The organism is Pelosinus fermentans DSM 17108, assembly GCF_000271485.2.
Lineage (GTDB): Bacteria > Bacillota > Negativicutes > DSM-13327 > DSM-13327 > Pelosinus > Pelosinus fermentans.
The window spans coordinates 4,670,281-4,691,607 of record NZ_AKVN02000001.1 but is presented as its reverse complement, the minus strand read 5'-3'; the positions used below and the strand labels follow the sequence as shown (position 1 = coordinate 4,691,607).

Annotated in this window: 21 protein-coding genes; 16 read left to right on the top strand and 5 right to left on the bottom strand. The window is 38.5% G+C overall.

Features of this window, described 5'->3' with window-relative positions:
- Positions 1-328 precede the first annotated feature (328 nt).
- The 11 genes from FR7_RS21520 (at position 329) to FR7_RS21470 (ending at position 10,043) form a co-directional block, all read left to right on the top strand.
- Positions 329-751, top strand: a complete 423-nt coding sequence (locus FR7_RS21520; RefSeq protein ID WP_007932918.1) for a PTS sugar transporter subunit IIA — start codon at positions 329-331, stop codon at positions 749-751.
- A 15-nt stretch (positions 752-766) separates the two neighbouring features.
- Entirely contained in the window at positions 767-1,240 is a 474-nt protein-coding gene (locus FR7_RS21515; protein WP_007932917.1) for a PTS sugar transporter subunit IIB, read from the top strand.
- A 43-nt stretch (positions 1,241-1,283) separates the two neighbouring features.
- Complete coding sequence (locus tag FR7_RS21510) at positions 1,284-2,045, top strand: PTS mannose/fructose/sorbose/N-acetylgalactosamine transporter subunit IIC (RefSeq protein WP_007932916.1); 762 nt, start codon at positions 1,284-1,286, stop codon at positions 2,043-2,045.
- Between the two features lie 21 nt (positions 2,046-2,066).
- A complete protein-coding gene (locus tag FR7_RS21505) occupies positions 2,067-2,882 on the top strand; it encodes a PTS system mannose/fructose/sorbose family transporter subunit IID (RefSeq protein ID WP_007932914.1) in 816 nt (271 codons plus the stop codon).
- 162 nt (positions 2,883-3,044) lie between these two features.
- Positions 3,045-4,424 (top strand): sn-glycerol-1-phosphate dehydrogenase, encoded by a 1,380-nt coding sequence (locus FR7_RS21500; RefSeq protein WP_007932911.1) that lies wholly within the window; start codon positions 3,045-3,047, stop codon positions 4,422-4,424.
- Positions 4,425-5,234, top strand: coding sequence for an HAD-IIA family hydrolase (locus FR7_RS21495; protein WP_007932909.1), 810 nt, complete (start codon positions 4,425-4,427; stop codon positions 5,232-5,234).
- Between the two features lie 224 nt (positions 5,235-5,458).
- On the top strand, positions 5,459-5,668 hold the full coding sequence (locus FR7_RS21490) for a CopZ family metallochaperone (RefSeq protein WP_007932908.1): 210 nt from the start codon (positions 5,459-5,461) through the stop codon (positions 5,666-5,668).
- Positions 5,669-5,914: 246 nt separating this feature from the next.
- Complete coding sequence (locus FR7_RS21485) at positions 5,915-7,240, top strand: helix-turn-helix domain-containing protein (RefSeq protein ID WP_007932907.1); 1,326 nt, start codon at positions 5,915-5,917, stop codon at positions 7,238-7,240.
- Between the two features lie 210 nt (positions 7,241-7,450).
- Positions 7,451-8,245, top strand: a complete 795-nt coding sequence (locus FR7_RS21480; RefSeq protein WP_007932906.1) for a DUF3100 domain-containing protein — start codon at positions 7,451-7,453, stop codon at positions 8,243-8,245.
- A complete protein-coding gene (locus tag FR7_RS21475; RefSeq protein ID WP_007932905.1) occupies positions 8,245-8,697 on the top strand; it encodes a hypothetical protein in 453 nt (150 codons plus the stop codon). The genes FR7_RS21480 and FR7_RS21475 overlap by 1 nt, the downstream gene beginning before the upstream one ends.
- Before the next feature lie 29 nt (positions 8,698-8,726).
- Positions 8,727-10,043, top strand: coding sequence for an amidohydrolase (locus FR7_RS21470; protein ID WP_007932903.1), 1,317 nt, complete (start codon positions 8,727-8,729; stop codon positions 10,041-10,043).
- Between the two features lie 334 nt (positions 10,044-10,377).
- Here FR7_RS21470 and FR7_RS21465 read toward each other — a convergent pair whose 3' ends face one another.
- Positions 10,378-10,899, bottom strand: a complete 522-nt coding sequence (locus FR7_RS21465) for a methylated-DNA--[protein]-cysteine S-methyltransferase (RefSeq protein ID WP_007932902.1) — start codon at positions 10,897-10,899, stop codon at positions 10,378-10,380.
- Between the two features lie 255 nt (positions 10,900-11,154).
- On the opposite strand from FR7_RS21465, the gene FR7_RS21460 reads away from it, so the two are divergent.
- Positions 11,155-11,916, top strand: coding sequence for a PrpR N-terminal domain-containing protein (locus FR7_RS21460; RefSeq protein WP_007950757.1), 762 nt, complete (start codon positions 11,155-11,157; stop codon positions 11,914-11,916).
- On the opposite strand, the gene FR7_RS24525 is transcribed toward FR7_RS21460, so the two are convergent.
- The 4 genes from FR7_RS24525 to FR7_RS21440 all read right to left on the bottom strand — a co-directional run bounded on the left by FR7_RS24525 (position 11,888) and on the right by FR7_RS21440 (position 14,624).
- Complete coding sequence (locus FR7_RS24525) at positions 11,888-12,217, bottom strand: transposase (RefSeq protein WP_007950756.1); 330 nt, start codon at positions 12,215-12,217, stop codon at positions 11,888-11,890. The two genes, FR7_RS21460 and FR7_RS24525, sit on opposite strands and share 29 nt — an antisense overlap.
- On the bottom strand, positions 12,201-13,412 hold the full coding sequence (locus FR7_RS21450; protein WP_007950755.1) for an IS1182 family transposase: 1,212 nt from the start codon (positions 13,410-13,412) through the stop codon (positions 12,201-12,203). The genes FR7_RS24525 and FR7_RS21450 overlap by 17 nt, the downstream gene beginning before the upstream one ends.
- Before the next feature lie 175 nt (positions 13,413-13,587).
- Positions 13,588-13,812, bottom strand: a complete 225-nt coding sequence (locus tag FR7_RS21445; protein ID WP_007950754.1) for a transposase — start codon at positions 13,810-13,812, stop codon at positions 13,588-13,590.
- An 80-nt stretch (positions 13,813-13,892) separates the two neighbouring features.
- Positions 13,893-14,624 carry a class I SAM-dependent methyltransferase gene (locus tag FR7_RS21440; RefSeq protein ID WP_007950753.1) on the bottom strand — a complete coding sequence of 244 codons (732 nt, stop codon included), beginning with the start codon at positions 14,622-14,624 and terminating at the stop codon, positions 13,893-13,895.
- A gap of 2,266 nt (positions 14,625-16,890) precedes the next feature.
- Between FR7_RS21440 and FR7_RS21430 the strand changes: the two genes are divergently transcribed.
- The 4 genes from FR7_RS21430 to FR7_RS21415 are packed head-to-tail and all read left to right on the top strand — an operon-like array spanning position 16,891 to position 21,317.
- On the top strand, positions 16,891-18,024 hold the full coding sequence (locus tag FR7_RS21430) for a MalY/PatB family protein (RefSeq protein ID WP_007950752.1): 1,134 nt from the start codon (positions 16,891-16,893) through the stop codon (positions 18,022-18,024).
- On the top strand, positions 18,021-18,773 hold the full coding sequence (locus FR7_RS21425) for an HAD family hydrolase (protein ID WP_007950751.1): 753 nt from the start codon (positions 18,021-18,023) through the stop codon (positions 18,771-18,773). Before FR7_RS21430 ends, FR7_RS21425 begins: the two co-directional genes overlap by 4 nt.
- Entirely contained in the window at positions 18,770-20,056 is a 1,287-nt protein-coding gene (locus FR7_RS21420; protein WP_007950750.1) for an amidohydrolase, read from the top strand. Before FR7_RS21425 ends, FR7_RS21420 begins: the two co-directional genes overlap by 4 nt.
- Before the next feature lies 1 nt (position 20,057).
- Positions 20,058-21,317, top strand: coding sequence for an adenosylhomocysteinase (locus tag FR7_RS21415; protein ID WP_007950749.1), 1,260 nt, complete (start codon positions 20,058-20,060; stop codon positions 21,315-21,317).
- Positions 21,318-21,327 lie beyond the last annotated feature (10 nt).

Below are 21,327 nucleotides of genomic sequence, written 5' to 3'. Positions count from 1 at the left end.
CCCAAGAGGAAGGTGAACTCTTAGGCTCCTTTTTAATTGTTAGGGAGCATCATTTACTGTCATTGCGAGCATTCGCAATTGACAGAAGCGCGATGATCATGGAATGTGTCTTGCTTTTTGAGACACATTCCATGAATTACGATTAAGACACATTTTAAGACACATTCTAAGAAGGGAAGATATCCGAAATTTGAAATTAATTTATTGCAGCAAACGAACCCCTATTTTCATAGACTATAGGCTGTTTGTTATCTGACTGGCAGGTAATGAGACACATAGTTGGCATAGGAGTTGCATTAATACGTAGTACAAAGAAAGGAGGATTTTAATGATTGGAATTTTAGTAGTAACCCATGAAAATTTTGGCGAAGCAGCTTTACAAACTGCTCAATTAATTTTGGGGAAGCAGGAAAAAGCATTAGCGCTGGGATGTTATCGCGGAGATAGCATTGAAGCGTTTTGCGAGAAGGTCAATGCAGCCATCCAAGCATTAGATACAGGAATGGGGGTGCTGGTATTTGCTGATTTATTTGGCGCGAGTCCCTATAATAATACCGCCAAAGCGAGCAGCACTATTACCAGTAATTTTAGGTGTATCGCCGGTTTTAGTTTACCAATGATCATTGAGGCTTTTAGTATGAGAGAGTCCTATGAGTTAGATGAGTTAACGAATGTATGTATCCAGACAGGTATCACGGGAATCAGGGAACTTTTTAAAGAGATTGAAATATTTGATGAAACGAATAAGTAAGAAGAGGTGGATGTTATGTTACATATTGTTCTGACTCGAATTGATGACCGATTAATACATGGGCAGGTGATTACAGCCTGGACAAAAATCACCAAAGCAGATCGAATTATTGTCGTGGATGATGAGGTAGCCGAAGATTCATTTATGGTAAAAGTGTTAAAGATGGCGGCCCCATCTTCTATTAAAGTAGATATTTTTAATACTGAGGATGCCGCTGTAACACTAGCAGGAGAAGATACTGGCGAAAGAGTTATCATTTTAGTTAAGACGCCTAAAACCGTACTTGATCTTATAAAGGCTGGAGTTAACATTGCCGACTTAAATCTAGGCGGTATGGGAGCAACACAGGGCAGAAAGCAGCTCTACAGAAACATTTCGATATCGGCAGAAGAAAAAGCGATATTTAAAGAATTATTGACTCTTGGCGTGGATGTTTTTGTACAAATTGTTCCTGATGCAAATAAAATGCCAATGGCAACGATGATTTAATCTTCAAAGCATGTGATGCTTGCAAAATAAAGGAGGAAAAAGTATGCACATCTCTTTTTTACAGGCTGCGTTAATCGGTATTTTTTATTATCTTTCATGGAGTCCCTGGTTTACCTATGTTGGTTTCTTTACCTTTAATCGACCGTTGGTAGCTGGATTTATTACCGGCATCATTTTAGGTCAGCCCTTAGAGGGGGCATTAATTGGTGCGGGCATCAATGTTATTTATTTAGGCTTTATTTCAGCCGGTGGTGCCCAAATGGGTGACCCTTCCTTTGCAGGATACGTTGGAACGGCTCTTGCTTTAGTTTCTAACCTGGATGTAGCTACTGCCATGGCGATATCAGTACCCTTAGGAACCATTGCAACGGTGCTTTGGATTGCTAAAATGACGGTGAATTCCTTTTTTGTTCATTGGGCGGATAAAGAGATTGAAAAAGGCAATTTAAGGCGGTTAGCCTTTATTAATGTATTTCCCCCTCAGATTTTGCTATTCTTAGTTAGTTTTATTCCTGCCACCTTGGTAGTCTTCTATGGACCGGATGCTGTATCAGGAATGCTGCGAGTGATGAGTCCTAGCGTACTGCATGTGTTTACGGTAATCGGTGCCATGCTGCCTGCTTTGGGTATCGCAATGAATTTGAAATTAATTGGCAATTCCTTTACCATGCCGTTTTTTGTCTTAGGTGTTATTTTATCCGTGTATTTCAAACAGGATATATTGATTATTGCCATTATGGGTGTTGTGTTAGCCCTGACAGTAACTTCCATACGCTATTCCGGTAAAAAAGATGTCAACGTATAAATATGAAGGAGGTAAGTTAGCATGCAAACTGCAAAGACATTAACGAAGAATGATGTGCTTAAATCTTGGTTTCGATGGTACATGTTCGCCCAATCCAATTATAACTATGAAAGAATGCAAGCTACTGCATTTGCCCATTCCATGCTGCCTGTTATCGAAAAATTATATCCTGATAAAGAAGATGCCAAGGCAGCAGTACAGCGGCATTTATCCTTTTTTAATACAGAGCCTATATGCGGTGCTGTGATTCATGGAATTACCATTGCCATGGAAGAGGAAAAAGCCAATGGCAAGCCGATTACTGATGGCGCTTTCAATGGGATTAAGACCGGTTTAATGGGACCTTTAGCAGGCATTGGGGATACATTAACCCAAGGGATTATTACTCCCATTATGCTTGCGATCTGCATTGGCATTACCAATAATCAAAATCTTGCAGGTCCCATTATCTTCTTAATTGCTCAATTCGCTATTATGACTACCATTCAACTTACCATGTGGATGAATGGCTATACCTATGGCAAGAAGGCAGTGGAGCAAATTTTAGAAGGCGGCATGATTAATAAGGTAATTGAAGGTGCATCGATTTTAGGAACTCTTGTCATGGGAGGGCTGGTAGGACGGTTTATTCCCCTGCAAACCTTAATTAGTTTCGATGTAGGTCAAGTGAAATTTAACTTACAGACCGATTTGCTTGACAAACTCATGCCAGGATTGATTCCGCTGGCATTAACCTTAATTGTTCTTTCGATGGTCAAGAAGGGTGTTTCTCCTATTAAGCTAATGGGTATCTTAATAGCCTTAGGCGCTGTTACAGGAATTTTAGGTATATTTTAAGAGCTTTAGCTTTTCTTGTAGAATTTATAAATCACAAAGGCACAATGGTACACAAAGGTGAGCACAAAAATATAAATAGAACCCTTTGTGTACTTTGCGTTTTTGTGGTTCGATTCGTTTATATGTTTTAAAAGGAAATTTGGTGATAAAGGAGCGGCAAAGATGAATATAACACTAGATAGGATTGAGCACTTAGAAATAGAAGATTTCTTAGGAAATGAAATACATTGCGAATGCAAAGAAGCTCATCGCGTTGCGATTGATCGTATCCTAATCGAAAAGGATGGGATTGATAAACTGCCTGAATGTTTAAGAGAATTTCAATATAAAAAAGCATTAGTCATTGCCGATGTTCACACGGATGAAGTCGCTGGCAAGCAGGTAGAAGCAGCCTTAAGGCAAGCAAACTTTGCATACAAAAAATTTGTATTTCAAGGAGAGGGAGAGCTGGTTCCTGACGAAGCAGCCGTAGGCACATTGCTGATTCAAGTGGAAAAGGATACAGATGTAATTGTTACCATAGGTACAGGTACACTCAATGATTTAGCTAAATTTGTCAGCCACAAAATCAGCATTCCAACTATTATTATAGCAACAGCCCCCTCCATGGATGGCTTTGCTTCCACTGGAGCCGCCTTAATTGTTGATAATCTTAAAACCTCTTTTGAATGTGTCTGCCCCAAAGCCATCATTGGAGATATTACTATACTAAAGCAAGCACCTATGAATATGATTATCGCTGGTTTTGGGGATATTGTTGGAAAATATTCAGCTTTAACCGATTGGAAATTGGGTAAAGCGATTAATGGTGAATATTATTGTGATGTAGTTGTAAAAATGGTTACCGAATCCATGACAAAATGTATCAATAATGTAGAAGGAATAAAAAACAGAGACGAAAGTGCCATTAAAAACTTAATGGAAGCCCTGGTAGTGACGGGGATTGCCATGAGCTTTGCCGGCAATTCCAGACCCGCTTCCGGTTCAGAGCATCATTTGGCCCATTATTGGGAGATGATGTTTTTATTTGAACAGAAGAAGGCTGTACTCCATGGCACAAAGGTAGGGATTGCTGCCGTAATTACGGCAAAGTTAAGTGAACTATTAGCCCAAGCATCGATTGATTTTGACGAGGCTGTTAATAAAGCCAATTCATTTGATCAGGAGCAATGGAAAAAAAGTGTTGAAAGTCTCTATCAAAAAGCTGCTCAGGAAATTATTCATATCAATGAAAAAGAACAACGAAACTCTGTAGCTAAAAGAATTGCAAGGATTCATACCATCCAAGAAAATATGGATAAAATTATCGATATCGTTAAGAGTATACCTTCGGCAGGAGAGATTACAGCCATTCTTAAACATGCTGGAGGAGCGAGCCGCCCCAGGGAAGTCGGCATTGATGAACAACATGTCATCAATGGCATTTTGATGGCGAAAGAAGTTCGGACAAGATATACCATCCTTAATTTATTATCTGACCTTGGACTTTTAGAAGAATTTGCTCGTGAGGTTCATGATTATTTAAAGAAGGAAGAAGCATAAATGAATGGAATGGCAGTGAAAAGCAAAGCACAAGATATTTTACATAAGGTAAAATGCTTTATTCTGGATTTAGACGGAACGGTATATTTAGGTGGTAAATTATTAGATGGTGCCATTGAATTTTTAGAGACACTAGAAAAAAATAAGATTGCTTTTAAATTTTTTACCAATAATTCTTCTAAAAATGCAAAGTTTTATATCAATAAAATTCATCATATGGGCTATGATGTAAAAGAGAATGCGATGTTGATTTCAAACCATGTCATCATCCGCCATCTGCAGGAAGAAATGCCAGGGAAAAAAGTATTTCTATTGGGAAATGAATATTTAACAAGTGACTTTCAAACTTCTAATATCCATTTAGTAGAAGAAGAGCCGGATGTAGTAGTTGTAGGTTTTGATACAACCTTAGCTTATGAGAAGGTATCCAAGGCTTGCAAGTTTATTCGCGAAGGGGCGGTTTTCTTAGGGGTTCATCCTGATTTTAATTGTCCAACGGAGGATGGCTTTATTCCCGATTGCGGGTCCATATGTGCCATGATCACAGCTTCTACCGGAGTTTCACCAGAATACTTTGGTAAGCCGACAACTCATACCTTGCAGTATATTTTGAAGAATACAGGTTTCAAAGAAGAGGAAATTGCTGTGGTTGGCGACCGATTATATACGGACATTGCACTTGGCAAAGGGAATGACTTGGTGACGATTCTGGTTTTATCGGGAGAAACGAAAATAAATGATTTACAAAGTTCAAAGATTCAGCCAACGCTGCAATTTGATTCTCTAAAAGAATTAGGAACCTATTTTTAGTAAAACAGTGATTGCAGAAAACTAAAAAAGCTATAAAGGTTAAAAAGATGATTATGGCTAAGCACAGAATCATCTTTTTAACTTTTATAAGGGAAAATATAGAAAAGACCGTTCAAAAAGTTAAGTACGATGTTCATGGCCTTGACTAGATAAAATGATTGTTATATACTTTTTATTATACTGTACGGGGGTATGGCATAATGAGGCAGAGGAGGTGAATAGAAATGAGTCAAACTGGTGAAATCGTAATAAAAATTGAAGGTATGTCTTGCGGACATTGTAAGGCAGCCGTCGAGAAGGCTCTTAAAGAGGTTGCAGGAGTTACGAGCGCTGCTGTTAATTTAGAGAAAAAAGAAGCGGTAGTGACTGGCTCTGCAGAACTTGCCGCCCTTCATCAAGCAATAGAAGAAGTGGGTTTTGATGTAGTTGCATAATGCTATTCATAGCCTGTAGGAAAGGGTACCCTGTAAAGTAGACAAGAAAAAGTCTGCTTTACAGGGTACTTCTTTTCGATTCAGCAAGGCGTAGGAGAAATTCTGCTCTTTCTGTGGTATGATTATTGTAATAAAGCACAAAGATTTAAAAAATAAGGAAATCATAACAATTTGAATCGAAAGAACTCTGAACATTCAATTATTACGAATTTTACAGATGTAAAAGAAAGATAGGAGTAATCATATATGCATAGAATTGGCGTAATCGGTCCTGATCGTACTGTGGAGCGAATTCTTAAGGTGGCTGCAGATTTCATTCATGAAGTTGAATGCATACCCTTTCCTTATGACGACGAGATAGAAATCCAAAGGATTTTACAGGAGCATCGAAGCCAAGTGAAAGGCTGGCTTTTTTCTGGTCCCGTTCCCTATATCATTGCTCAGGAGTATATAAAAGCGGATGATACGGTTGCCTATTGCCAGACAATGGGCGGAGGATTCTATCTGTGCTGCCTGCAAATGGCCTTCGCCCACAAAGTGGTTTTAGAACGTATTTCTGTTGATTTTATTGAATCGGAAGTAGATATAGAGCAGTTACTCCGTGCTACGGGAATACCATGGCGTGATGTTTTCATTAAGTATTACAGCCGCCAATATGACCCTGAGGAAATTATTCAGTTTCATCTTCAATTGTGGCGGGAGGGTAAAATTGATGGAGTGATAACGGCTTTGCGCAGTGTTATGAATGCATTGCAAAAAGAAAATGTTCCAGTCTATCACTTTACGTTAAGTGAGCAAGAAATTTATCAATCTCTCAAAATTATTATTGAGAAAGTACAGTCATCTTATTTCAAGAATACTCAAGTGGGACTGGTGATTATTGAAGTTGGCAATTATGGAAAGATTATAGAAAGAGCTAAGACTCCCTATGATCTTCAGATCTTAGAGTTAAGGCTAAAGGCAATTTTATTGCCTCTTTGCAAGAGTTTGGATGGCTATCTTTTGGATAAAGGAACGGGAGTATATGAGATTTTTAGCTCTCGCGGTGCGGTGCAAAGGGAAATAACTATGCTGCAAGATACAATTGAGCAATTACTATTGGCAATCAATATGGATGTTCCTGTTACAGCCGGTATCGGTTTTGGGGAAACTGTTTTTGCTGGTGAGATCAACGCTCATCGTGCACTTCGCAATACGAAAGAGCAAAAAGGAGCGCATGTTGTTATTGTGCAGGATGATGGCAAGATGGTTGAGGTAGTTAAAAACAACAAAGCATTAAGCTATGAGTTTTATTCCAATGATACAGAGCTGCTAAAGAAGCTAAATCGAGTGAGTGTGGGAATCAAGACATACTGTAAAATCGAAAACATTGTACAACGCATGGGGGCGAGCTCCTTTTCAATTTCTCAACTGGCCGCTCAGATGTCGGTTACCGAGCGGAATGTTCGAAGGATTATAACGAGTCTCTGCGAGGCTGGATTAGTTGAGCAGGTAGGCGAAGAGTATGCAGCAGCAAGAGGTCGGCCTAATAAATTATACCAAATAGCCGCGTATAAAAATGAAAAACATTGATTTATCGAGAATACCTATGCTTTTTGCATGGTATTCTCTTATTTTCCATTTAGAATAATTGAAGAGATACAAAGGTACTTGCTGTTTCTAATCATGCTGTTATATAATCATTTTAGGAAAAATACCGTATATATTCCTTAAATAAAAGAGGTGATTTGCAAAAGAAAAATGTCATGAAAACAGATTTCTATAATAATTGGGAGTGATGTAGTGGATATTTTGCGTAATTGGAAAATTCATCTTTTGGTACTTATAATTGTTGTTATGTCAGAGAACCTTGGAGTTATAAAGTATGGTCTCATTATTTTGCTGCCGCTGCTGCATGCATTGGTACTTGGCGGCATCATCAGTTTTCCTAAATTTAAAATTCTATCAACAAAGCAAATGGAAGTGGCCGCTGGGATTTTGCCCATTGCTATGATGCTTTTAATTGTTAAAATCGGCTTGGATATTGGACCGAATTTATCCTTGCTGTTTCATTCGAAAGGAGCGCTGCTCCTTCAAGAAATCGGCCATTTCTTCGGCACGGTCATATTAGGCTTGCCGATTGCTGTATTTTTAAGGATGGGAAGAGAATCTATTGGTGCTACGTATTCCGTTGCCAGAGAACCGAATATTGCCATCATTGCAGAGAAGTTCGGACTGGATTCGCCAGAAGGACGGGGCGTAATGGCCACATATATCTGCGGAACGCTAGTTGGCGCAGTATGGCTGTCGATTTTAACCGGAGTAGTTGCTAAATTGGGAATTCTTCATCCCTATGCATTGGCTATGGGGTCAGGTGTAGGTAGCGGCAGTATGATGGCTGCTTCAGTTGGTTCCATTATTGCAGCCTATCCGGATATGGAACAGCAAATCCGGGCCTATGCAGGGGCAGCGAACTTAATGTCTACTATCTTGGGCATTTATGTAAGTCTCTTTTTTTCGTTACCATTGGCCACCAAACTGTACAATTTTTTAAGCAAGTTTCAGAGCGATAAAGAGACTGCAAAGGAGAAGGCATAATGAATAAATTGCAGAATATGACCGTTGCCATGATACTATCAGGATTGCTTATGGCAGTTGGTAATGTCATTGGCTATCAAGTAGATTGGTATAGTTCCCTGTTAGGTGTCCTTGTCATTATTGTGATTGGTCTTATTGGAATGGCTGTCAGCCAAGTGCCTGGACTGAATAAATTGCCTATGGTTTTTTGGATTTCCATTGTTGCCATTATTATTTCTCTCCCAAACTTTCCCGGCAGTGCATGGGTGATCCAAATAACAAAAAAGGTGCAATTTTTAGCCGTAACCACTCCTATCTTGGCCTATGCCGGTTTATCATTAGGGAAAGATATCGAGTTATTTAAAAAGTTATCCTGGAAAATCGTACCGGTAACATTGGCTGTGATGACGGGAACTTTTTTATTTGCTGCGATTATTGCCCAATTTGTCCTAAAATGGGAAGGCGCGATTTAATTATAAAAAAATGGTGCTGGAGGTAGACTATGAAAAAGGAAGAATTAAAACAAAAGATTTGTCAGGAAATAGAAGCAAGTAAAGAACAAATCCTTGCGTTGGGAGAGTCTATCTATAAAGAACCAGAGCTGGGTTTTAAAGAAGCGAAGACTGCTTCCAAGGTAGAAGAAATATTTCGTGAATTAGGCGTATCTTATGAAAAAGGGTTAGCACTTACTGGTGTCAAGGGACGTCTCAAAGGTAGAAAATCGAACCGTACCGTTGCCATACTCGGTGAGCTTGATGCTGTTACTTGTGCTGCTCATCCTGGCGCAGATCCTTTAAGCGGTGCTGCTCATTGCTGTGGTCATAACGTTCAGATTGCAATATTGATGGCTGTAGGCAGAGCGTTACTAGAAACAGGTGCCATGGAGTACTTAGCAGGAGATGTAGTGCTTTTCGCTGTTCCGGCAGAAGAATATGTTGAGATTTCCTATCGCAACAAGCTTCGTGAAGAAGGTAAAATCACATATCTTGGCGGTAAGCAGGAATTGATTCACCTGGGGGCTTTTGATGATATTGATATGGCCCTGCAAATTCATTTACTCACCAATACCCAGGCTGATAGTTTTATCCGTCTTGGCAGTACCAGTAATGGATTTATCGGCAAATTGGTTAAGTATCGAGGTAAAGCTGCTCATGCCGCAATGGCGCCTTCAGAAGGAATTAATGCTCTGAATGCAGCTATGTTAGGCATAATGGGAGTCAATGCCCAGCGGGAGACTTTCCGTGAACAAGATTACGTGCGGTTTCATCCGATCATTACCCAAGGTGGTGATTTAGTCAACGTAATACCTGAAGATGTACGCATGGAAAGTTATGTTCGTGCTGCCACTATGGAGGCACTGCAAGAAAGCAATGGAAAAATTGACCGTGCCCTGCGTGCTGGCGGGGATGCAGTAGGCGCTGAAGTGTCTATTCAAAGTTTACCCGGTTATTTGCCAATGTACAATAACCAGGATCTGAATCAAGTGTTTAGAGGCAATGCGGAAGTGGTATACGGACAAACACAGGTAATTGAAGGAACCCATGAAGCAGGCAGCACCGATACCGGTGATCTTTCTCATATTATGCCGACGATACATCCTTGGCTTGGCTGTGTATCAGGTGCTCTGCATAGTAAGGAATATGTTGTGGCTGATGTTCATGCGGCTTATATTAAGTCCGCTCAGGCGCTGGCGATGACGATTATTGACCTATTGTATGGCGATGGCGAAGCAGCAGAGAACATATTGCATGATTATAAACCATTGCTGACCAAAGAAAAATATGTGGAATTTTTAAATTCCTTTAATCAAACGGATTAAAAGAGCTATGCACGATTGCAATGGATGGTATAAAAGGATAATGAGAAGGGAATCACTCGCCAATAAGTGATTCCCTTCTCATTATTATATCTGTTATATGATGAGATTAAAAAAGCAGCTTGATAAAAAAAGGGGTCTTCACCAGAAAGTATACTTGATGTTCTGTCATTGCGAGCGGAGCGCGGCAATCTCAAATAGCAAGCTGGGTGGCAGTAGAGATTGCCACGTCGTCTGTCGCCTCCTCGCAATGACAATAGTGTCAAGTGGACATTTTGGTGTTGAGCCAAAAAAAGGAATGCTCCAGAGTTATTTATTACGTTAAAGATGAATTACTTTAGTTTCCGTTTTCATCAATAAACAGCGGCTTTCCATGTTCAAGCTGAAGTAAAGCTTTCTTTTTATCAATACCTCCTGCATAGCCGGTTAAGCTTCCATTGGATCCTATAACTCTGTGGCATGGAATGAGTATGGAAATAGGATTATGCCCAACAGCGCCCCCTACAGCTTGTGCAGACATAGAAGATAGTCCCTGCATAATGGCAAGCTTCTTTGCAATTTCACCGTAAGTAGTAACTTGGCCGGATGGGATTTTTAAAAGGATGTCCCAAACCGCTTTTTGAAAAGGAGTTCCTTGAGGTTCAATCTTAAGGTTGAGCATAGGATGATTACCTGAAAAATACTCCTCTAGCCAAAGCCGCAGTGTCTCGAAAACAGCATAGTTGAACTCCTCAGCCCATGTACCTGTCTTGGATGGATAGTACTTTTGTCCAATAAACCATAAACCGGTTAGCGCTCCATTTTCAGCAGATGCTGTCATCGCGCCTAATGCAGTATCAATTGTGCAAGTATAAATCATAGTACCAGCTCCTTCTTAATGGTGCGTAGATATATCTTCGAAATAGGGGTTGATCTGTTAGGATTGATGCTGTTTGTTCTAATAAAAACATAAATAAATTATAGATTGCTGTTCTTTCTATTTCAAGTATTACTTATTTTGACTTGATGGCAAGTTTCAGGTTAGTATAAGGGTAATAGAAAATTCTGCGCGCTGTTTGTTGAAAAAATTTTGATTGATGGTTAATTACTGGAGTTAAAAGTGAGGTAGTCAATTGTGGAGGCAAGGATTTTATTTGTAGCACCATTTGCGGGTTTAGCAAAGTTGGCGGAGGAAGTGGTAGCCGAGCGGTTTGCTGATTCGTCTCATCTCATTAAAGTAGTCAAGGGAGATCTGCAAGAATGCATTGCAATCGTTAAGCAGGCGGTGGAAGACGGTGTTGAAGTGATTGTCAGCCGTGGCGGTACGGCTAGCTTGATTAAAAAAAATGTAAATATACCGACTGTGCATATCCAGGTTACTGTAATGGATGTGCTGCGTGCATTAAGGCAAAGCACTGAGTATCCTGAAAAAATCGGTATCGCAGGGTTTGAAAATGTGATTTATGGCTGTGAGGATTTAGCAACGCTGCTGGGCATAACTTTTGTGGAAATTGCTTTGAAAAATGAAAATGAGGCTCCGGAAAAAATTGCTGCTGCAGTAGAAAACGGCGTAGAGCTCATCGTTGGTGATGCAATATCAACGAAATTAGCGGCACGTATTGGTGTACAGGGGGCATTGATTCAGTCTGGCAAAGAAGCGATTTATAAAGCCATCAATGAAGCAGCATTAATTGCACATATCCGGCGGGAAGAACAAGAGAAAGCAGAGTTATTAGGCACTGTGATTGATACGTCAGCAGAAGGTATTATTGCAACGGATACCAATGATCGAATTACGATTTTTAATCCTATGGCGGAAAAAATTTTCCAAGTATCTCATTTGGAGGCTATCATGGACGATGGGGACGTCAGAGTGTGCAAAAACGATCAAATTTGAGTATCAATCTTAGCCAATATTGCAGATTTTCAAGAAAAATAGCGGTGTATTCCAAAGGAAGCTCTGAAAACTTCCTAATTGCCGCAATCAATCTGTCAGTTCCTAATATATTGAGCACGCGTTTTAGGTTATACATTAAACAATGCATAACCGCCTCGCCTTTCACTTTTTCAATTCCACGTAACAAGAAGTATGTATATCCAAAAGTACGCTTTATTGTACCAAATGGATGCTCAACTATCATCTGCCGTTGTTTATATAGTTTTATATTATTAACTAGTCGCTCATCCGTACGAGCCATCACTTCGTGATATTCTCCATGTACTATTTTGTCGACCCCGCTTATTTTTTGTGCACTGATCTTTATGTAGACAAGTTTTACATGCTTTACTACGATAGAGTTTTTCTTTTGTGTCATCACTACTTACGTTACAAAGTGCTTCACCTTGAGGGCAAATATAACAATCCTTTTCGGGGGCATACTTGAACTTATCTAAAGTGTAATCTGCATTACCTGTGCTCGAAGGCGGGTTTTGCTTAGAGACAATTGCAATTATGTTGTCTTGTTCGCACTTTTCAAGACATTCTCCATTATAGTAACCTTTATCCGCAAGCACTGTTATATCATTTACACCAAGTTGTTGTTTAGCTTGGGTTGCCATTTCGTAAAGTTGTCCTTGGTCAGCTGGACTATTGGTAATATCAGCAGCAACAATCAGATGATTCTTCGCCTCAACAGCAGTTTGCATGTTGTATGATACTTCAAAGCCCATATTATTAACACCCATAAGTCTTGCATCTTTATCCGTGAAAGAAACTTCGCCGTTCTCGTTCACATGCTGTTTGAGCTTAGTCAGATCATGAATACGCTGAGTTGCATTGGCTAATTTTAGTTGTAGTTCTTCTTTGCTATATGTAACAGTATTATTGCTATCCTTATCATCACTATGTTCTAATAGCTCCAAATAACGCTCGGCAGCTTGTTCAAAATATGCTAACATTTTGGCAATTTTGCCCTTGGTCAGGTTCTTCTTTCGAGCGTTATTTGCCCTGAATTTACTGCCATCTATCGCTACAATCTCTTTGCTATGTAGACCTAGTTCATTGCACAAAAGAGAAAAGTGTTTGAAGATATCTTTGACCAGAGTGATATTATCCTTGCGAAAATCAGCAATAGTACGATAATCTGGTTTTAATTCATTTAACAACCACATAAGTTCTATATTTCTCTTACATTCCGTTTCCAGTTTGCGTGAGGTTCTTATCCCATTGAAATATCCATAAAGATACAATTTAAGCATATCTGCAGGGCTATACGGTTTGCGTCCTGTCATTTTTGTATTTGCATATTTGAAACCCATCTCGTTAAAGTTTATATTATCGGCAAAGATATCTATTACACGCACTGGATTGTCTTCACTTATCATTTCGTCAAGCGACATCGGTAATAGACTTATTTGATTTCTGTTCGTGTTATTGGTAATATATCGTGACATGATACACCTCGAATGCATGAATTTTACATATCTCTATTATATCATTTAACCTTTGATATTCATGCCTTTAGGTGTTATTTTTAGAGCGTTTTAGAGCGATTGTTTTCGCACACTCTGGCGTTCCTTAGTGTCTCAAAGTAGGTGGCCGCCTTTTTTAGGATAGCGTTTTCCTCTTTCAAATCGAGGACTTCTTTGCGTAATTTGCGTAATTTTTCATCGGCATCATGCAGATGGCCACTACCGAGAAGGCATTCTCACCATGCTTGCCAAACTTGCTCATCCATCCGTGCAGGGTGTTGGGGCTTAGGTCTAACTCTCGTGCTACCTCTGCTAAGGGCTTACCGCTTTCTTTAACTCGCTTAACCGCCATTAACTTATATTCTTTGTCAAATGTTTTCATTCTTTGGACACCTCCCGTGTTTACATTATACTACACGTTCTTGGTGTCAATAAAATCGCGGTAAGGTCAAGGATGTTATTTTACATCTTAGAAGCAATAAGAATGGTAAAACCTTTTTCGGTTCCTTCATATTCGACGCTCATGTTTAAGTTGGTGAGATGTTCCTTAAGCCAAGTTATATTAATACGAAGCTTTTTGTAGCTGCTTTTGTGTAAAACCCAATTGCCGAGAGACTTGATGTAGATTAAATCATGGACTATTACATATTCCGGCCGGTATTCCAAAAAGTTGGTCATAATTTTGTTTTCGTCGCTACGTAGAGAATTAAATCGATCGAGCCCTGTCAATTCATGTGTCATGTCCCGGTAGGTAATTACAAATCGACCGCCGTGGTTAAGAATGATCTTAACGCGTTCTAAAAGGGTGACTACAGAATCTAAAGAGTCCAAATGTGTTAAAGTGTCCCCCATGCAGATAATCACTTCGGGAGCATCATAAAAGTAATACTGATTAAAGTTCAGTAAATCTGCTTGGACAGTTTTTATAGTACGGTTCTTGCGATGAGTTTCTAATTCCTTTAGCAATAAGTCGCTAAAATCGATGCTAAGTACCCAGAACCCCATATCAGCTAGAGCGATAGATTGAAATCCGCTACCACATCCTAGATCAATAGCTCGGGCGTTCCCTTGTGGTAGTATTTTATGTTTTTTGAAGAAAGTTATGTTATCTTGCACCTTAGACCTATAATCTCCTAGCATCCATGTGTAGTGTTCAGCCAAGAGGTTTTCGTAGTGCACTTGTACCTGGTTCATAGCTTCACGTCCTATCTTTTGATCTCATTATTTGGAATACAAGGATAGTTAAAAATGTCTTCCACATAGTCAAATTATTTACTAGTGCCTATTATTGTTTTCGTGACATGTTATGGGATAATGTAATTATATGGAATAAGAAAATAATCTCTCGAAGCCAGGGATATTTTCATCAGCAATGAAGTTAAGTTTTAAAGCAATGTTCAAGTGAGAACTGCTGGTCAAAGAAAAGTAACTTTTTCTAAGCGTCAACAATAAAAGTAGATAACAATAGAGCCAAACCTTGACGTAGTGTTATACGTCAAGGTTTGCTCTGTCTACGGAAGGTAATTTTCTGGAATTTCAGGGGTTTGCATAAAGGGTATCCTGGCAAATCCTTCAAGATGAATAATAAATGCATAAGGATTAAAATCATTAGCCGCTGTTTCAATTAAGTAGCTCTATATCCGGTACCATTTGCAGGCGACACCCTAGGAGCTATCACTAAAAAGCCGTTTTTGCAATCCCTATATGGGTTTATGCTAGGTGTTGGAAATCGAACAGTTTCCGTCTTAAGATAATTCATTAGTCATCTTTTGTTTTTTCATACCTATTTTGCTGATTACTGACTTTGGCGGCACTTTCTGTCGAGCAGATACAACCTATGAGTGAAATGCCTCTAAAGAAGGCTTTTTAGTTGGACTGATACTCAGAACTCGAATCGGATACTTCCATATTAAACGGTGTTATATAACTACATGTGCGATTCTACCGGAATAGACTCTACTTCGACGTGCTAATTTATTACCTAATATCTGTTCATCGCCGCAGGTTTGACAATGCTATAATCTCGCCTGTATATTTTTTTATGCGAAAGATTTTGTAATCGTTCTTTTCGCTGTTCCTTTCCCTGGGTTTGTCCGGTAATTATTAGTTTTTTGTTTTAGGTCTGGTCACTTTGCTTACGCTTCATTAAAGACAAATGCCTCTCTTCCAAAAGAGATACCTGCCTAATAAAAGAGACGCTACTTTTTCCGAACTTTACCGAAAAGTTCTCGTATCATGAAGACGGTTGCCCTTGTCCTTTGTCTAGCTCTGCTATACGATTTTCAAAAGTAGCCATCTGATCGGACATAGTTATAAAAAAATTATTTTATTGAATATTATACCAGGAAGCCAACGATAAAGCCAGTATTGGAAATGAACTCCCGGTAAAAAGTCTTTATTTGAATGACAAACTGGATACTTTCATCCATTCTTCCGATACGATAGCAAAGATACCTGACAATCTATTTTTCAATTCTTTTATTTTTTTGTTTCGGACATCCAATTTTTAAGGAAAATTATGATGTTTACTACTTAGAAATCACTTTCAATCCGGATTGACAATGATTTCTAATTTATAGGTGCCTTCGGGCAATATTTAAGTATATATATCAATTAAGCATCTTGCGCTGTAAGCAAAATGTGAGAAAAGAAAAGATAAAAGTCCATCATTAGACCTAAAACCAGAATCTAAAAATGAGAATCTAGATACTGTAAGTCACTCGATAACAGGGTTTAAATCATGTTTTGCAGCAATCTCATTCATTGTGGACTCCTCGTGGAGAACTTTCAATACGACTTTGGTTTTAAATTCTGATGAATAATTATTTCTCTTGTTCATGCTCCCATTATAACTTAATATTATATTTTTGCGCCTCACCTTATGGAACATTATAAATAACCCTTTGTATTCCTTCAGAGGGTAAAAAAAAGCGGGTATCCCAGTACTTTGGAGAGTGGCTGCGATTTTGCGCACGATATGGCCGGGTTTTCCCATACCGATAACAATTACATGAGTGAATGCATCTAAAATTATATTTATAGCTCGTCCAAATGATCGTCAATACGTGTGATTAAAGCTATAATGGCATCCGATTTCATCCGTAAAGTTTGTTTAGCTTTTTTCAATCATTGAATAAAATCGTCTCCTGTGAATGGGGGCTGTCGCATATCAATACAATTATTTTAGTGCGACAGCCCCATTCAATTAGGGCTTGGTTTTATTTCCATAATTTGCTAGAATAAAACCTAGATTGCAAATATTTTATAAATTTTACTTTATATGTAATAACCATAATTTGTCGTTTTGTCTAAAGTAGGTCTTCAAATTAACGTAACCCAATCAAGGAATTAGCAATATGCAACATAGTCAGGTAGAACAAGCTAACTTATTATGGCTAGTGGCGATGGCGTCAAAAATGTTTAATTTTGTTAAATTACTCTGTTTAAGAGGTGGATAATATTGATAAGGTTTGTAGATCGAAGGAACAGTGGGGCTATAAAATGGCAACAATATGGAGACGATTCCCTTCCTTTTTGGATAGCAGATACTGAATTTGCTACTTTGAATACCCTAAGTCAGGCCCTTGTAAAATACTTTAAACAAGGTCATTATGGCTACCAAATAACGATGAAAAATAATTATAAAGAAAATATCTCTTGGTGGTACAAACAGCGTCATTCTTTAAATATACCGGAGAATTGGATTATATATGTACCCACAGTAATGTGCGCTTTAAAATTGGCTTTGGAATCTTTTACTAGTATTGGGGAATCGGTTGTATATCATGTTCCATGCTATCCCAATATTCCTAAAGTTATAAGTGCAGCCAATAGGCGATGTTTAGAGATCGACCTTAAAAAGAACCTTGATGGTAAATACGTTATGGATATTGAGGTTATGAAAGTTCTTTTTGAAAAAGAAAGGCCCAAAATGTATGTTTTTTGTAATCCTCACAACCCTACTGGTCGAGTTTTTGATAAGCAGGAAATTCTTGATTTATTTAATTTGTGTAACAGCTACGGAGTAAAGATTTTCTCTGATGAAATTCATTCCGACATAGTTTTTGGAGATAATAAACATTTCTCCGCTTTAACTATAGAGGGTGCTGACTCATTTGTTGTTGCTAATAGCCCAAATAAACCTTTTAATGTTGCTAATCTACAGAGTAGTTACCTTATTGTACCAGATCCCATACAAAGAAAAAAACTGCAAGCAAGTTTATGTTATGAGCCTGCCAATTATAATTTGTTGCCATTGGTAACTTTATATACAGCACAAGGTATTGATTATTTAAATAAAGAGTTAGAAATTTTAAGCCAAAACCTTTTGTATTTGACAAGCGAAATTGCAACTTTACCTTCTATAGAAATGACCCGTACAGAAGGTACTTTCCTTTGCTGGATAGAAATAAAATCCAATTTTAAAATATCTTTGTTTGATTTTTTTAAGGATAAAGGCAAATTACTTATAAGCGAAGGAAGAACATTTAGCCATAATACATCTAACTTTATCAGATTCAATTTTGCTTGTTCTCCTATTATGCTTTGTGATGGCATAAATAGGCTTAAGAAATGTTTGGAGGAGCAACTATGATCAAAGTTGTCTTTGTTGATTTGGATCATACTCTTCTCAATAATCATGGCGAGTTAAGTTTGAAAAATTTCGAAGCCATAAGAAAGTACAAAAATATTGTCAAAATTATCATAGCAACAGCCCGACCGAGTCGTGACACAAGGTTTCTTTACGATGTTTTAGGTTTAGATACGCCAATTATTAATTATAACGGCGGTTTGGTGCATAACTATTGTACATGTTATTCCACAACATATTTGGACCCTATACGGGTTAAAGAAATTCTTGAAAACCTTCCAACATACGAAAACCTATGGATTGAGAGTGCTAATGGGCCTCTAATGAAAAGATGGGACGATGATACCTTGAAATGGTCTCGTTGTGGCAATGTAGTTCCTAAATTAATTAAAGAAATATCAGAGGTTGATTTTAATTTATTACATAAAATTCTTGTTAGTAGTTCCAGCGACAATAATTTGTTAAACGCTCTTAAAAATCGTTTAAATAAATGGCTTGAAATTCTTCCAGACCGTATAAATAAAGCCTATGGGGCGGAAATCGTTCTGAAAGAGCTTAGATTTTCTTGGGAGGAAAGTATGGCGATTGGAGATGATGAAAATGATATTGAATTGTTATCTTTAGTGAAACTGCCAGTTGCAATGCCAAATGCAATTGGAAAAGTGCGAAAACTTTCGAGTCTTGTGGTACCATCTAATGGTGGAAATGGCGTAGCTGAGGCTTTAGAAATAGTACTTGGAGGGAAAAAATGAACATTATAGTAAAAAACGGAACTGTGTTAACTCATGAGAATGGCTTTATTAAGAGCGATATACTGATCAAAGATGGTGTGATTGCTAAAATTGATGAAATCATTGAAGAAGAGGCTGAAACTGTGGTAGATGCCAGCGATCAGCTAGTTTTACCTGGACTAGTCAACTGTCACAATCACGCTGCAATGTCATTGTTTCGTGGATATTCTGACGATCTTAGATTGATGGATTGGTTAGAAAAAAGAATCTGGCCAATTGAAGACCAGATGAGTGAAGATGATGTGTATTGGTGTACACTTTTAGCAATAACCGAAATGATTAAAACCGGTACTACGACCTTTGCAGATATGTATTTTCATATGGAAGCTGTTGCTAGTGCTGTGTCAACTTCAGGTATAAGAGCATCATTATGCCGAGGTCTCATTCCGCAGGGAAGAAAGCGAAAAGACTTATTGCGGAGTGTCGAAGACTTTACGCAAAAATATCATAAATCATCCGATGGAAGGATTACATGCATGATCGGACCCCATGCCCCATTTACCTGTCCTCCGGACTTCCTTGAAGAAGTTCTTTCGGTTTCTGATCTTCTGAATATTCCGATCCATATTCACTTAGCCGAAACATCGGAAGAAGTTGAGCAAATTTATGCCCAATACAAAAAGTCTCCGACTAGATATTTATATGATCTTAAGGTTTTTGATCGCAAATGTTTACTTGCGCATTCTGTAAATTTATCTAGGGATGACGTCCATCTTATGATTGGGAAGGATGTGTCAATTTCGCATAATCCCGTTAGCAACATGAAACTTGGCTGTGGCGTGGCACCTATTCCGCTTATGCTCAAACTAGGAATAAACGTAGCCTTAGGAACAGATGGTTTGGGCAGTGCATCAACTTTAGATATGTTTGAGGAAATTAAGGCTGTAGCTTGGATGCAGAAAAACCATCATGGAGATCCTACAATACTTGAAGCGCCCACACTAATGAAAATGGCTACGTCTAATGGTGCACAAGCTTTAGGAATTACAGATGTTGGAGAAATAAAAATCGGAAATAAAGCAGATATCATCATCGTGACAAAACATACTCCACGGCTTCACCCCTTACGCAAAGATAACATACTTGCTTCTCTGTGTTATTCAGTAAATGGCGCAGATGTAACCACGTCTATAGTAAATGGAAACGTATTAATGAAAGATAGAAAAATTCTGACCTATGACGAACTTGAAGTATATAAAAAAGTACAGGAGATATCAAATAAACTTTTGGGAGGAATCGTTTAATATGTCTTCTCTCCTATCATCTACAATTAAGAATCCTTCCTTTTGGGAATCTGGTTTTAAAAAGATTGAATGGATGAGCCAACGCATGCCAATTTTACGTTCTATTAATGAGCGGTATTCTTACGAGAAACCTTTTGCCGGGAAAACAATCGCTATGTGTATTCATCTTGAGGCAAAAACAGCTTATATGGCATTGGTTTTACAAAATGGAGGGGCAAATATTTCTATTACTGGATGTAATTTATTAACTACTCAAGACGATTGTGCAGCCGCTTTGGTTCATAAAGGAATTTCAGTACATTCTTGGCGTGGAGCTACTCCAGAAGAGTATAAACAACAGCTTCTACGAGTATTGGATTCGAACCCTGATCAAATTTTAGACGATGGAGCTGATCTCACAGCGACTCTTTATGCTCTTCGTCCAGAGCTTGCCCCTAAACTTATTGGGATTTCCGAAGAGACTACATGTGGAATAGTTAGATTCCGGGCTATGGAAGCCCAAGGAGTTTTAAAACATCCAGTTATAGCGGTTAATAACGCAAAAATGAAGCAAATGTTTGATAATAGGTATGGCACTGGGCAATCTGCAATGGAAGCTATAATGCATACTACTAATCAAACTGTATGTGGCAAAAACTTCGTCGTTATTGGTTATGGATGGTGCGGAAAAGGAGTGGCAATGAGAGCAAAAGGAATGGGAGCAAAAGTTATTGTATGTGAAGTAGACCCCATCCCTGCGAACGAAGCAATAATGGATGGTTTTGAAGTCATGCCGTTGTCTGCGGCGGCTCCTAGGGGAGACTTCTTTGTTACAGTAACTGGATGTAACAACGTAATTAGAACCTCTCATTTCCTTCAAATGAAAGATGGTGCGATTTTAGCTAATGCAGGGCATTTTGACGTTGAAATAAATAAAAATGACTTAATATCAATTTCTTGTGAACCACCAAGGCTTGTGAGAGACAATACGCAAGAATATGTTTTGAATAATGGTCGTAAACTTTATCTTCTGGGAGAAGGAAGGCTTGTCAACCTCGTCGCTAGTGATGGACATCCTGTTGAAATTATTGATCTTTCATTTTCTCTACAATGCCTAGCTCAAGAATATTTACTTCATAATGGAAAAAATCTTCCCCCTAAGCTTTTAGAACTACCGAAAGAGATTGATGAAAAAGTGGCTCAATTACGTCTTGATAGTATTGGCGTAAAAATTGACAAGCTAACTTCCGATCAAATTGAATATTTGAATAGTTGGAACTGATTTTTTTATT